Source organism: Actinoallomurus acanthiterrae (assembly GCF_054775715.1).
In genome coordinates this window covers 5,019,031-5,032,508 of the sequence record NZ_BAAHCO010000001.1, presented here as the reverse complement: position 1 = coordinate 5,032,508, position 13,478 = coordinate 5,019,031, and the positions used below count along the sequence as shown (strand labels likewise).

Sequence of the window (13,478 nt, the reverse complement as noted above, 5' to 3'; positions counted from 1 at the left end):
AGGAGGATGCAAATGAGAATGCCGACTGACGCCTCCCCGTTCTTGCCCCTGGTCCGCCCCAGTCCGTTCGTCCTGCCCGAGGAGTTCGGCGCCCTTCGTGAGCGGCGGCCACTGAGCCGGCTGGCGTTTCCGGACGGGCATCTCGGGTGGCTGGTGACCAGTCACTCCCTGGTGCGTGCCGTACTGTCCGACCAACGCTTCAGCGCGCGTAAGGAGCTGCTGCACCTGCCGGTCGGCGGGGAGCGCGCGCGGCAGGAGCTGACTCCTGCCGAACCAGGGATCTTCATCCATCTCGATCCTCCAGACCACTCGCGGTACCGGCGGCTACTCGGCGGCTTCTTCAGCACGCGCCGGATACAGCGGTTGGAGCCGCGGATACGGCAGGCCGCAGAGGAACATCTCGACGAGATGGCGCGAACCGGAGCACCGGCCGACCTGGTGGCGGCGTTCGCGGGCCCGCTCCCCCTGGTGATCATCTGCCGGTTGCTCGGCGTGCCGTCCGAGGAACGTCGGCGCTTCCAGTCGCCGATCGGCGTACTTCAGGACTTCGACACCACCACGGCCCAGGTGAACGCCGCGATGGCGGCCCTGGTTCCGTACATGCGTGAGGTGGTCGCGCGCAAGCGGGCCGAACCGGCCGACGACCTGCTCAGCGCTCTGCTGGCGGACGGCGAGCTGAGCGAGGAGGAGATCGCCAACGTTGGGTTGGTGCTGCTGGCGCCCGGCCTCATCCCGACCACGAGCATGCTGGCGCTCGCGACATATGCGCTGTTGTGCCATCCGGACCAGCGCGCCGCGTTCGCCGCCGACCCGGCGCTCGCCGACAGTGCGGTGGAGGAGCTGCTGCGCTATCTGTCGATCATCCAGTTCGACGCTCGCCGGACCGCTCTCGTCGACGTGGAGCTGGCGGGCCGGATCATCAGCGCCGGCGAGACCGTCGTGCTGTCCCTGCCCGCCGCCAACCGTGACACCGAGTGCGTCCCCGAACCGGACGCGCTGGACCTCACCCGTTCGGCCGTCAGACATGTGGCCTTCGGCCACGGCGTGCATCAGTGCATCGGTCAGCAGCTTGCCCGTGCCGAGTTGCGGATCGGCCTGACGGCCCTGTTCGCCCGGTTCCCGAACCTGCGCCTGGCGGCACCACCCGAACAGATCACGACGTACGGCCGAAGAGTGGCCTTCGGCGTCGACGAACTGCCGGTGACCTGGTGACGTCCGAGAGGGACATGCGCCCCGTGCTCCCGGTCCTTGTCGCGGGCGGCGGCCTCGCCGGCCTGACCACGGCTGTACTGCTGGGCCGCTGGGGCGTGCCGTGCGTCGTGGTCGAAAAACACGCGGGCACCGCTCCCTTTCCGCGGTCGCGCAGCCTGTCACCCCGCAGCATGGAGATCTTTCGGGCGGCGGGGCTCGAGCGTGACATCCGGGCGCTGGCCCAGCACACGTTCCAGTCCGGTGGCCTGGGCGATGCCGACACCCTGTCCGACGACGAGCTGAATCTGGTGTACTTCACGCACGAGCGGTCCGCCATCGAGGGCGTGAGTCCGATCGAGGGCTGCATCGTCGATCAGGATCGGCTGGAGCCGCTCCTTCGGCGGCATGCCGAGAGCCTGGGCGTACGGATCCACGACAACACCGAACTCGTCGGGCTGACGGAACACTTCGGCTCGGTCACCGCGACCGTCCGGGATCGGGTGACCGGGAAACGTCGCACGTTGAGGGGCTCCTACCTGGTGGGCGCGGACGGCGCGCGGAGCCGGGTGCGCGAGGTGCTCGATATCGGCCTGAGCGGCCCGGGCGAGTTCGGGCTGAACGTCAGCATCGTCTTCCGTGCCGATCTGCGCCCGGCACTCCGCGACCGCCGCGTGACGTCATGCTTTCTCCGTACGGTCGGCGGGCATCTCACGGCCCGCGACGACCGGCGCTGGCAGCTCAACGTGTCCTGCGACGACGGCGCCGTCCGCTGGCCTGAGAGTTTCACCGAGGCGGGATGCCGCGACCTGGTGCGCCTGGCCACCGGCCTTCCGGATCTGCGGATCGACCTGGTGACGGCGGTGCCGTGGCGTGACCAGGCACTGGCGGCGGATGTCCTCCAGCGCGGCCGGGTGTTCCTGGCCGGGGACGCCGCCCATCTCATGGGGCCCTGGGCCGGGTCCGGCGGCAACACCGGTGTTCAGGACGCGGACAACCTCTCCTGGAAGCTCGCCGCGGTGACCAACGGCTGGGCTCCCGCTTCGCTGCTCGCGACCTATGACGCCGAGCGCCGCCCGGTAGCGGAGCGGACGGTGCGGATCTCCGCCGACCGGATGCGGGCCTTCTTCAGCGGCCGGCGCGACGAGGCGATGGAACGCGACATCTCGGCGCTCTACGGCGGCTACTACCGCTATCGATCGGACGCGGTCATCCCCGACGCCGAGTGCGGAGACCTCGCGCCAGACGGGCTGGAGTCGCCGAGCGGAGAACCCGGAACCCGAGTGCCGAATATCGTCGTGTCGCATCCAAGCGGCAGGAAACCGATTCTGGACCTGGTCGGCCGGGGCTTCATGCTTCTGACATCCCGCGCGACGACCTCGCGCTGGGCGGACGCCGCTCAGCGGATCGCCGGAGAACTCCCGATCCCCCTTTCCACGCACCAGATCCGGGGCATCGCCGATCCGGACGGCCGGACCGCGTGGACCGCACGCTGCGGGATCCAGGACGACGGCGCGATTCTGATCCGCCCGGATGGTTTCGTCGCCTGGCGGGGGCGCGGCGCAGTGCCCGATCCGCGGAGGTCCCTCCGGGACGCACTCCTGCACATCACCGGAGTCTCCGACCGTCCCCGGACCGTCGGCCACGAAGCGGTGTGAGCACGCCTGCCGAGAGGACGCCATGCGCACGAATGGACTTTTTCTGCGAAGCATCGGGGTGTATCTGCCGGAGACGGTGAGCATCGAAACCGCCGTCGAACGCGGTCTGTACCCGGCCGAGGAGGTTGAGGTCTTCCAGGTGGCCGGCGCCGCGGTCGCCGGAGACGTCCCGGCACCGGAGATGGCCCTGCGGGCGGCGCGCGATGCGTTCTCGCGCTGTGCGGAGCGCCCGACGGACCTGGACCTGCTGCTGTACTCCGATGTCTGGCACCAGGGCCCGGAGGGTTGGCAACCGCAGTACTACCTGCAGCAGCATCTCGTCGGTGGCGACGTTCTCGCGGTCGAGGTCAAGCACGGGTGCAGCGGGATGTTCAGTTCCCTCGAGCTCGCGGCGAGTTATCTGCGCGCCGACTCGGCGCGCCGGACGGCGCTGCTGGTCTCCGCCGACAACTTCGGTACGCGACTGGTGAACCGATGGCGAATGATCCCCGGGGTCGTCATGGGAGACGCCGCGTGCGCCGCCCTTCTCGGCACCGAACCCGGGTTCGCGGAGTTGCTGTCGGTCAATCTGGTCACGGTCCCCGAGGCCGAGGCGGTCAACCAGGGCAGCGATCCGCTGTTCCCTCCGGACGCGACCATCGGCAGGGAGCTGGACTTCGGCGCCCGCAACGAGCGATTCCGTCAAGAGCTGCTTGCGAACCAGGGGACGGGACCGCTGTTCACGGTCCAGAAGGCGATGCTCGAGGTCGTCGAGCAGACCCTGACGGAGGCCGGCGTGGCGCTCGGCGACGTCAAGCGGGTGGCGTTCCCGCACGTCCGCCGCGACGACATCGAGTGGCGTGGGGTCAATTGGCTGGGCCTCAGCATGTCCCAGTCGACCTGGGAGTTCGGCCGTACGGTGGGCCACCTCGGCGCCGCCGACCAGTTCGTCGCCCTTGACCACCTCCTCGAGACCGGGCGGCTCGCCCGGGGTGACCATCTGCTCATGGTCGGGTTCGGCGCCGGGACCACCATCGCCGCGGCCGTCGTCCGGATTCTCGAAGAGCCTCCACGTCGGCCCGACAGGGCGCGGCACGGTTGAGACGCACATACACCGGCAAAGCGGGCACCGGCCGTCGTACGGACCTGGTTGGATGATCGAGCCGCGGTCCTGGGGGCCGAACGACACGTGCCGTCAGGGAGGGCGCTGGATGGGAATTCGCAATGGGTTGGGCCGGTTTACGGCTCGGCGGCGTCTTCAGCGGACGGCGAGGGAGGTCTTCGACTGGCGGCGGCTGCGGCCCGGGCAGACGGAGGCGATGCAGCCCCTCCTTCAGGGGCACGACGTACTCGTCGTCATGCCGACCGGCAGCGGCAAGTCCGCGACCTATCAGGTCCCGGCCCAGTTGCTCGACGGCCCGACCATCGTGATCTCACCGTTGATCGCCCTGCAGCGGGACCAGATGCTCTCGCTCGCCGAGCGGAACGCGGGCGGCGCCGTCGTCATCAACTCCGCGCAGCGCGCGGGCTCGAGCGAGGCCTCTCTGGAGCAGATCCGGGCCGGTAAGGCCGAGTACGTCTTCCTCTCCCCCGAGCAGCTCGCCAAGCCCGATGTCGTGGACCGGCTCGCCGCGGCGCGACCCTCGCTGATCGCGATCGACGAGGCGCACTGCGTCTCGGCCTGGGGGCATGACTTCCGGCCCGACTACCTCGGGCTCGGCCGGGTCATCGAACTCCTCGGCCACCCCCCGGTGATCGCGCTGACCGCGACCGCGTCGCCGCCCGTACGCGAGGACATCGTGGAGGTACTCGGCCTCCGCGACGTCCACCAGGTCATCCGGGGCTTCGACCGGCCCAACATCGCGCTGCGGGTCCGCCGGTTCGCCGAGGAGAGCACCAAGAGGCGCGCGCTCGTCGCGGACGCCGCCGAACGGTCCGGGCTCGGCCTGGTGTACGTCGCGACACGCCGCGACGCCACGGCGTACGCCAAAGAGCTGACCGAGGCCGGGCTGCACGCGGAGGCCTATCACGCGGGGATGAAGGCGTCCGAACGCGAGCGGGTGCACACGTTGTTCTCCGAGGACGGGCTCGACGTCGTCGTGGCCACCTCCGCCTTCGGCATGGGGATCGACAAGCCGAATGTGCGCTACGTCCTGCACAGTGCCCCGCCCGAGTCGCCGGACTCCTACTACCAGGAGATCGGCCGGGCCGGCCGCGACGGCGAGCCGGCCGAAGCCGTCCTGTACTACCGGTCGGAGGACCTCGGCCTGCGCCGGTTCTTCGCCAGCGGCCGGCCGGACGAGGAGATGCTGCTCCGGCTCGCCGTCCTGCTCCACGAGCACGGCGGCACCGTGAAGCCGCTCGCCGTACGCGACACGCTGGGCATCGGCCCGTCCAAGCTGACCTCTCTCGTGAACCTGCTCCAGCACACCAAGGCGGTGGAGGTGAGCGGCCGGGGAGACCTGCGGTACGCCGAGCGGGGGCCCGCTCCCAAGCAGGCCGCCGCCGACGCGATGGAGCTGGACGAGAGCCGCCGCCGGGTGGACGACTCGCGTATCGACATGATGCGCGGCTACGCCGAGACCACCGGGTGCCGCCGCCGCTATCTGCTGGAGTACTTCGGCGAGCCCCGTACGACGAAGACCTGCGACAACTGCGACAACTGCGTCGCGGGGGCGGTCGACACGACGCGGGTCGACGGTCCATTCCCGGTCCACTCCGAGGTGGTGCACAAGGCGTGGGGTCCGGGGACGGTCATGCGCGCCGAACCCGACCGGATCACCGTGCTGTTCGAGGAGATCGGCTACAAGACGCTCTCCCTGGACGCGGTCAAGCGCGACTCCCTGCTGACACTCGCGCCGGAGAGCGGAACCTCCCGGGCGGCGTCCCAGAACGCGGCGAGACCGGCGCCGTAGCCGTCGGCTCCTTCCAACGCCCGGCAGCGGCGGCCGGGGATGTCTGCCGGTCGAGGCGGGTGGCGCCGTCGACCTGGCCGTTCTGTTAGCCGCTCAGGTGGACCATGGCCGCGTAGAGCTGCTCCCCTGTCAGCGGAGGTTCCGGCAGTTCGTGCCGGTTCGCGGCCCGGAACGCATCGATCATGAGATGCAGGTTGCGCCGCCAGGCTTGTGGTGCGGTGTGGCGGGTGGCCTCGATGATGCGGCCGTTTGCCCAGACCAGGGTGATGATGTCGGCCTCGGTGAGGTCCGAGCGCACGTCGCCGTACTGCTGGGCGCGGCGCAGGATCTTCTCGATGAGGTGGTAGAGCCGGTCGTGCATTGCCTCGGTGCGTTCGCTGGCCGGGAAGCGCATCGAGACCAGGTCGTTGAATCCGCGGTCGCCGGCCTGCATCCCGAACAGCGATTCGAGGAAGACGCAGAAGCCTTCCCAGGCATCGTCCATGGCCAGGGCGTGTTCGGCGGTCTCGACGAACTGCTGCAGCTTGGGCTCGAAGGCCGCCAGTAGCAGATCGACGCGTGTGGGGAAGTGCCGGTACAGCGTGCCGATCGCCAGGCCGACGTCGCGGGCGATCTGTTCCAGGGAGGCGTCGACGCCGTGCTCCGCGAACGCGGCCTGAGCGGCGGCGATGAAGCGTTCCCGGTTGCGCTGCGCATCACGACGCCGCGGTCTGGCCAGGGCGGCGGGCTCTTCGGCGGATGGCGACATGATCCCAGGATATCGATGTGAGGCACCCCTCACTTAGCCGATAGTGAGGAGTGCCTCATGTTGGTGCTACAGTCCGAATCAACGAACCTGAGTGGTGCCTCACGATACGGGTCCGCTCGACCGGCTGAATCGGGAAGGCGCCCATGAGCAAGGAGGACGACCCCAGATGACCGAACAACACGCGACCAAGTCCGTGGAGCGGGAGAAGGTTCGCTTCACCAGCGGCGACACCGAGTGCGCCGCCTGGTATTACCCGGGCACCAACGGTGCCTGCGTGATCATGGCCGGGGGGTTCGCGGTACCCAAGGGGCCGGCCACCGACCTGTTCGCGAAGCGATTCAACGATGCCGGGTTCGCGGTCCTCGCCTTCGACTACCGCCGTCTTGGGGAGAGTGGCGGGGAGCCGCGCCTGGTCTTCCCTGTGCGGGATCAGCTCGGGGACTGGCAGGCCGCGATCGACTTCGCCGGGACTCTGCCGGGAGTCGATCGGGCCAGGCTCGCGGTCTGGGCCTTCTCCGCCTCCGGTGGTCACGTCTTCCGCGTCGCGGCGCGTAACCCGCAGCTTGGCGCGGCGATCGCGCAGACACCGAACCCCGACGGTTCGGCCGCCGGCCGCAACGCCGTACGTCACCAGAAGCCACTCGCGATGTTGCGGTTCACCGGCCGGGCCGTTCTCGATGCCCTCGGCAGTCTCGTGGGGCGCCCTCCGCGGCTGGTGCCGCTTACCGGGAAACCGGGGACCGTCGTGATGCTCTCGACACCGGACACCCTCGACGGTGATCGGGCGCTGCGTGCGGACAGGTACCCGGACTGGACAAAGATGGTCGCCGCCCGTTCCGCGCTCCGCCTCACTCTCTACCGGCCCGGCCGCGACGTGTCCAAGGTGCGGTGTCCGCTGCTCGTCTTCGTCTGCGACCAGGATCAGGTATCGCCCGTCGAGCCATGCGTCCGGGCGGCGAGCCGCGCTCCCCGCGGGGAGCTCGTCCGGATATCCGGCCGGCATTACGCCCCATTCCTGGAGAAGCACGAGCAGGCCGTCGAGGCCCAGCTGTCCTTCCTGCGCCGGCACCTGCTCGATCCCGCGCGAGTGGATCGCCCCGCGCACGCTGATTCCGCGCGGCACTGAGGCGCGGGAAGGTGAAAGAGATCGAGCTGTCCGCTGGGACGATCGAATACGAGGACACCGGCGGCGATGGGCCCGTGCTCGTGCTGTTGCACGGGTTGATGATGGACGCCTCGCTGTGGGACGGGCCGATCGCCGATCTGTCCGCCGATCACCGGTGCGTGGCACCGACGCTGCCGCTCGGGGCGCATCGTCACGCGATGCGCCCCGACGCGGACCTGTCACTGCCCGGGACGGCTCGGCTGGTCGCGGAGTTCCTGGACCGTCTCGACCTGCATGACGTCACCCTCGTCGGCAATGACACGGGCGGGGCGCTCGCCCAGTTGCTCATGTGTGACGGTGCCGCGCGCGTCGGACGGGTCGTGCTCGCCTCATGCGACGCGTTCGACAACTTCCCGCCAGGGCTGACAGGCAAGACGCTCGTGCTCACCGGCAAGCTCCCGCCTCGGATGTTCGGGCTGTTCATGCAGCAGATGCGGCTCCGGCCGGTGCGGCGGCTCCCGATCGCGTTCGGATGGCTGACCAAACGGGGAGACGCCGCCACCGCCCGGTGGATGAAGCCGGTCATGACACAGCCCGAGATCCGCCGCGACGCCGTGCGGACACTGCGGGCGGCGGCCTCAGACGCCGACTTCCTGCTCGGCGCGGCCGAACGCCTGCCGGGCTTCGACCGCCCCGCCCTCGTGGTCTGGGCGAGCGAAGACCGCGTGATGCCACCCGAACACGGCCGCCGCCTCGCCGAACTCCTCCCGCAAGGACAACTGGTCGAAGTGGACGACGCCTATACCCTCATCCCCCTGGACCGGCCGGAGATACTCGCTCAGCTCATCCGGGACTTCACCCACGCATCCAGATGCTGATGTGTTCTGGCCGCCCTGGTGTCACCGCCACACGTCGTTGAGCGGTACGGCGTACTTGTCGTTCCTGGTCAGGGTGGCCAGGCCGAGCGCGCTCTCCATCGTCCGCAGCATGCTGTAGTGCGTGTAGTGGACGTCGGACCGATACCCGGTCCTGGTCGTGCCGGGCGAGCCCACCACGATCGTCGGGATGCGCTGGGCGTGCGCGTCGTCGTCCTCGTCGAACGTGATGATCAGCAGGGAGCGCTGCTGGGTCCAGGCCGGCGAGTTGAAGATCTTCGACATGTTGTTCCGGAACCAGGTGTCGCCCGTCGCGGTGTCGCAGTTGTGCATGCTGTTGCAGCTGTTCGGCTCGAACCAGACGAAGTTCGGCGTGGTCGCGGCCGATCCCAGGTCGGTCCAGAGTCTGGTGATCGGCTGGATCTTGTCCTGGCACCGGGTGCCGCCCACCGGCATGAGGTCCTTGAAGAACCAGAACGGCACGTCGTCGGGGTCGTAGTTGCCGTTCTTGGTGGAGTTGCACGGCGTCCCCATGTCCTCGACGTACGAGCGCCACGTCTTGCCGACACTCTCGATCCGGTCGCCGATGTGCGGGGCATCGATCTTGCCGATGTCGGACGGGAACGGATTGCTGGTGTAGCCGAACGTGCTGCCGCCCGCGACGGCCATGTAGTTCGGGTCGCTCGGGTGCACCACGCCGTACGACTGGGCGAGCGTGACGTTGTCGCCCGCGAGGCCGCTCAGGTAGGGGGCGGCGCCGTTGCCGATGACCTGGTCGTACGCCCGGTTCTCCAGAACGGTGAAGAACACGTGGTCGAAGCCCGGGACGCTGGACGGCGGTGGCGTGAGCGTGCCCGGAGTGACCGAGGCGCCGGTCAGGCTGAGGGACAGGCTGTCGGCGTACGCGTCGTTGTACTTGTTCGCCGTGTCGCGCGCCGGATCGCCGGTGAGCGCGACGACGACCGCGATGCTCCGGGTTCCGGACGGCACGCCACCGGACGCCGCGCGCTGAAGTAGGGATGTCGCGTTACCGCGGTCCGAGGCGGTGACCGGCCCGATCTGACCCGTGCCGAGCGACGATCCGCCCGCGTTCCGGAACGTGAGCTTCACCGTCGCCGACGACGTCTCACCGGCGTAGCCGCCGAGCCAGCCGGACAGCGAGTACGTCACGCCGCCGCCGTCGACCTGACTCGCGGCGCTCGACACGTCCACGGTCTGGGTGAGCGATCCGCTGCCCACCGGCCCGCCCGCGAAGAACGCGCCGCCCCGGTTGGACGGGCCGGGCGTGGAGGAGGTGGGAAAGCCCGCTCCGACGCTGTACGAGACCGCCGTGGGGGTTCCGGTGACCGTCCAACCGGGCAGCGTCACGCTGTCGTACCCGCTGGTGGACGGGTCACCCGACTCGGCGTCGCCGTTCACGATCAGGTTGGTGCCGCCGGAGGGAGCCGTCACGGTGAACGGCTGCGGCCCCGCGAGGACCGTGTACCCGTCGTTGTAGAGGAGGTAGGCGACGTAGCTGCCGGTCGCCAGCGAATCGGTCGCGAAGCTGACACTCCCCGACGCGTTCGGCGCGTAACTCCACATCGTGGACGCCACACTTCCCGGCGTCTGGCCCGGCTTGTAGATCCCGACCCAGTTCGTCGAGCTCACCTGGGCCGCGGTGTAGGAGGCGACGATCGCCTGCCCCTGCACGTACGAGCTCTTGTCCAGGCTCAGCGAACTGGTCGCCGCGGACGCGGACGTCACCCCGGCCAGTGCCGCCGCCACCACGACCAACGCCATCAGCAAACGCTTCAGCATCGCGTTCCCTCCACCGCCTCACCGGCCCTCGACACTGACAGCCAATCCCCAATTGCACCCTAATACCAGAAGAAGTTTCGGGTTACCTCGGCTGCCGGACTCACCGCACCAGGTCACGGCGATGATGGTCGCGCTGGAGCCTTCGTCTGGTTGATGTCGCCGATCGTCTGCCACAGCCGCAGCGCCCGCCCTCGGTGCCGGCGCGCCAGGTCGTCGACGCCGGCGGCGGCGTCCAGGTCGCCGATGAGTTGCCAGCACGTGGCCTCGTCCTGACGGTCGCCGTGCCGGTGGAACAGGTCCGCCGCGCGCTCCAACGCCGGGCTCGCCCGGTCCCGGTCATGCTGACCGGCGTACACGCGGCCGACTTCCAGCAGCGTGTACGCGGCGCACCGCTCGTCGGCCAGTTTCTCGAAGGTGGCCAACGCCTGCCACAGGCAGCGCAGCGCCTCGTCCGGATCACCGCGCCGATCGTGCAGCCGGCTGAACCGCCGCAGCACGACCGCCACCCGATGCCCGTCGTCGAGCGCCCTGGCCTGGCGCAAGGCCTCGTCGAACCAGGACTCCGCCTCGTCGAGGTCGCCCTGCATGAGCCGCATCACGGCCATCGAACAGAACAGTTGCGCTTCGAGGTGCCGGTCGCCCTGACCGACCGCGATGGCCAACGCCTGCTCGATACGCTCGACGGCTTCGTCGTCACGGCCCTGCACCCGGCTGACCGTGCCCAGCATCGCCACCGACAACGCCTCGCCGCGCTTGTCCCCGCCGTCCTGGCACAGCCCGACGGAGGACTCCAGGGCACGGGTCGCCCCGCCGAACTCGTCTCGGTAGATGTGCAGCTGGCCAAGGCCGCGCAGCAGCACCGATGCGCCGCGCACGTTGCCGGCGGCCTCGGCCGCGTCCAACGCGAGCCGGTGCCCGTGCTCCCAGTCCTGATACAGGCACCGGTGGTCGTAGTAGGTCACCGGGCCGGCCGCCAGCTCCCAGGCCAACTCGTCCAGTCCCCAGTCCACGGCCAGTTTCACCGCGCCGAGCAGGGTGTCGCGTTCCGCGTCGAACCAGCCGAAGGGGTCGGCCATCAGCCGGTCCACGACCGCGTCGGGCAGCGACAGGCGCGGCGCCGAACCGGGCTCGCCGACCAGCAGCCCGGCCGGCAGCCGATCGGTGCCGCGCCCGGCCAGATCGAGCCAGACTGACAGCACCCGGACAATCGCGTCCCGCTTGTCCGTCGCCGGCAGCTGGGCGGCGATCTCCACCGCACAGGTCCTGATCAGGTCGTGCAGCCGGTAGCGCGGCTGGCCGATGGCGTCGGTGGAGGTGAGCCGCACCAGGCTGGCGTCGACGAGGGTGTCCAGCACCTCCTCGGCGTCCGAGCGGTCCAGCAGCGGGCCGACCACCCAGCCGGGCAGGGTGTAGGCGCCGAGCAGACCCAGCAGGCTCAGCGCGCGCACCGCGTCGGGCGGCAGCAGCCGCAAGCTCAGTTCGACGCTGGTTCGCACGCTGAGATCCCCGATCCTCAGCTCGGCCAGCCGCCGGGACTCATCCTCGATCCGTTCCCGCAGCACCCGCAGCGACCAGGCCGGGCGGCCGGTGAGCTTGGCGCCGGCGATCCGGATCGCCAGCGGCAGGTTGCCGCAGCAGTCGAGGATCGCGTCGGCCTCCGCCGGTTCCCGCTCGACCCGCTGCCGCCCGACGATGCGGGTGAACAACTCCCGCGCCTCTGCCGGGCTCAGCACGTCCAGGTCGATGTGCCGGGCGCCGGGAAGTTGCGTCAGCAGAGTGCGGCTGGTGATCAACACGGCACAGCCGTCGGCCCCGGGCAGCAACGGCAGCACTTGATCGGCGTGACCGGCATCGTCCAGCACCACCAGCATCCGGCGGTCCACCAGCAACGAACGGTAGAGCGCGGCCCGTTCGGACAGGCCGTTCGGGATCGCGCTGCCGGCGATCGAAAGTGCACGCAGCGCCTCGGCCAGCATCAGCGCCGGGTCTCGCGGCTCATCCGATGTCGCGGCGAGGTTGAGGTAGAGCTGGCCGTCGGGGAAGGTGGCGCTCGCCAGCCGCGCGGCGTGCGTCACCAGACAGGACTTGCCGACACCGGGACCGCCCACGATGACGGCCACCGGGGCCCGGTTCGGCGCCGACCCGTCGAGCAATCGGGCGACCTCGGCCAGCGCGTCGGCTCGACCCACGAAGTCGGGTACGTCGAGCGGCAGTTGGCGCACTGGCATCGCCATGACCGGTTCGGTGGCCGCCGTGGTAGGACCTTCCGGTCGTGTGTCCGAGGGAGCGCTCACCGGGACAGGGACCGCCAGGGCGGGATCGGCGGCCAGGATGCGCAGATGCAACGCCTGGATCGGCGGGGTGGGGTCGACGCCGAGTTCGCCGGCCAGTGTCCGGCGCAGCCGCTCGTACACCTGCAGCGCCTCGCCCTGTCGCCGGCACCGGTAGAGGGCGACCATCAGGTGTTCTGCGACCTGCTCGTCGTAGGGATGCTCGCCTAACAGGGCGGTCAGCTCCTCGACGACCTCACGATGACGCCCCAGGTCCAGTTCGATGCTCAGGCACCGTTTGTGCGTGGCCGCGCGCTTGTCGTTCAGCCGTGCCGCATCGAGCTCCAGGACCCGGCTGGAGATGTCGACCAGGGCGTCACCGCGCCAGCAGGTCAGCGCGCGCCGCAGCGCCACAGCCGTCTCGAACGGGACCTCGTGCCGTTCGGCGAGGTGCCGCTCGTGGTCGAACTCCAGCAGGTCGAGCTGATCCGGGGTCAGGTGGATCTGGTAGCCGCCACGCCGCGTGCTGATCAACGAGCGGGGTGCTCCGCACGCGGCGAGGTTGCGGCGCAGCCCCGAGACAGCGTCCTGAACCTGACGGACCGCGGTGGCAGGTGCTTTCCCGTCCCACATCACCGCGACGAGCCGTTCGGTGGCGACGAGGTTGTTGGCGTCGACCAGAAGCGCGGCCAGCATCTTGGCCTGCCGCGGTCCGTCGAACCGGACCTCACGCCCGGTGATCTGCGCGTGTAACGGCCCCAGCACGCCGAATCTCATGTCCCCCCCGGCACTCGACGACCAGCGCCGATCCCCCGGCCGACCTCGCACTAGGACGAATCTAGGACGGCCGACGGACCCATGTCCATAGCGTCGCTTTTGTCCGAGCGACGGGAGAAGAGATGAAGTTTCAGAAAGGCAGCAGACCCATGGTGGCTCACCC

At 69.7% G+C, this 13,478-nt stretch carries 9 protein-coding genes; 6 read left to right on the top strand and 3 right to left on the bottom strand.

Annotation, left to right across the window (positions count from 1 at the left end; translation table 11 throughout):
- Positions 1 to 12 precede the first annotated feature (12 nt).
- The 4 genes from ACYVF7_RS24045 to ACYVF7_RS24030 all read left to right on the top strand — a co-directional run bounded on the left by ACYVF7_RS24045 (position 13) and on the right by ACYVF7_RS24030 (position 5,740).
- Positions 13 to 1,212, top strand: coding sequence for a cytochrome P450 (locus ACYVF7_RS24045; RefSeq protein ID WP_460344743.1), 1,200 nt, complete (start codon positions 13 to 15; stop codon positions 1,210 to 1,212).
- Positions 1,209 to 2,846, top strand: a complete 1,638-nt coding sequence (locus ACYVF7_RS24040; RefSeq protein WP_460344740.1) for an FAD-dependent monooxygenase — start codon at positions 1,209 to 1,211, stop codon at positions 2,844 to 2,846. Before ACYVF7_RS24045 ends, ACYVF7_RS24040 begins: the two co-directional genes overlap by 4 nt.
- A gap of 76 nt (positions 2,847 to 2,922) precedes the next feature.
- Positions 2,923 to 3,927, top strand: a complete 1,005-nt coding sequence (locus ACYVF7_RS24035; protein ID WP_460344737.1) for a ketoacyl-ACP synthase III family protein — start codon at positions 2,923 to 2,925, stop codon at positions 3,925 to 3,927.
- A 109-nt stretch (positions 3,928 to 4,036) separates the two neighbouring features.
- Positions 4,037 to 5,740, top strand: coding sequence for a RecQ family ATP-dependent DNA helicase (locus tag ACYVF7_RS24030; RefSeq protein ID WP_460344734.1), 1,704 nt, complete (start codon positions 4,037 to 4,039; stop codon positions 5,738 to 5,740).
- Positions 5,741 to 5,825: 85 nt separating this feature from the next.
- Here the strand turns inward: ACYVF7_RS24030 and ACYVF7_RS24025 are convergent, their stop codons facing one another.
- Entirely contained in the window at positions 5,826 to 6,488 is a 663-nt protein-coding gene (locus tag ACYVF7_RS24025) for a TetR/AcrR family transcriptional regulator (RefSeq protein ID WP_460344731.1), read from the bottom strand.
- Positions 6,489 to 6,654: 166 nt separating this feature from the next.
- On the opposite strand from ACYVF7_RS24025, the gene ACYVF7_RS24020 reads away from it, so the two are divergent.
- Entirely contained in the window at positions 6,655 to 7,614 is a 960-nt protein-coding gene (locus ACYVF7_RS24020; protein WP_460344728.1) for an alpha/beta hydrolase, read from the top strand.
- 11 nt (positions 7,615 to 7,625) lie between these two features.
- Positions 7,626 to 8,471, top strand: coding sequence for an alpha/beta fold hydrolase (locus ACYVF7_RS24015; RefSeq protein ID WP_460344725.1), 846 nt, complete (start codon positions 7,626 to 7,628; stop codon positions 8,469 to 8,471).
- 21 nt (positions 8,472 to 8,492) lie between these two features.
- Here ACYVF7_RS24015 and ACYVF7_RS24010 read toward each other — a convergent pair whose 3' ends face one another.
- Complete coding sequence (locus tag ACYVF7_RS24010; protein ID WP_460344722.1) at positions 8,493 to 10,268, bottom strand: alkaline phosphatase family protein; 1,776 nt, start codon at positions 10,266 to 10,268, stop codon at positions 8,493 to 8,495.
- Between the two features lie 113 nt (positions 10,269 to 10,381).
- Positions 10,382 to 13,303 (bottom strand): AfsR/SARP family transcriptional regulator, encoded by a 2,922-nt coding sequence (locus tag ACYVF7_RS24005; protein ID WP_460344719.1) that lies wholly within the window; start codon positions 13,301 to 13,303, stop codon positions 10,382 to 10,384.
- Positions 13,304 to 13,478 lie beyond the last annotated feature (175 nt).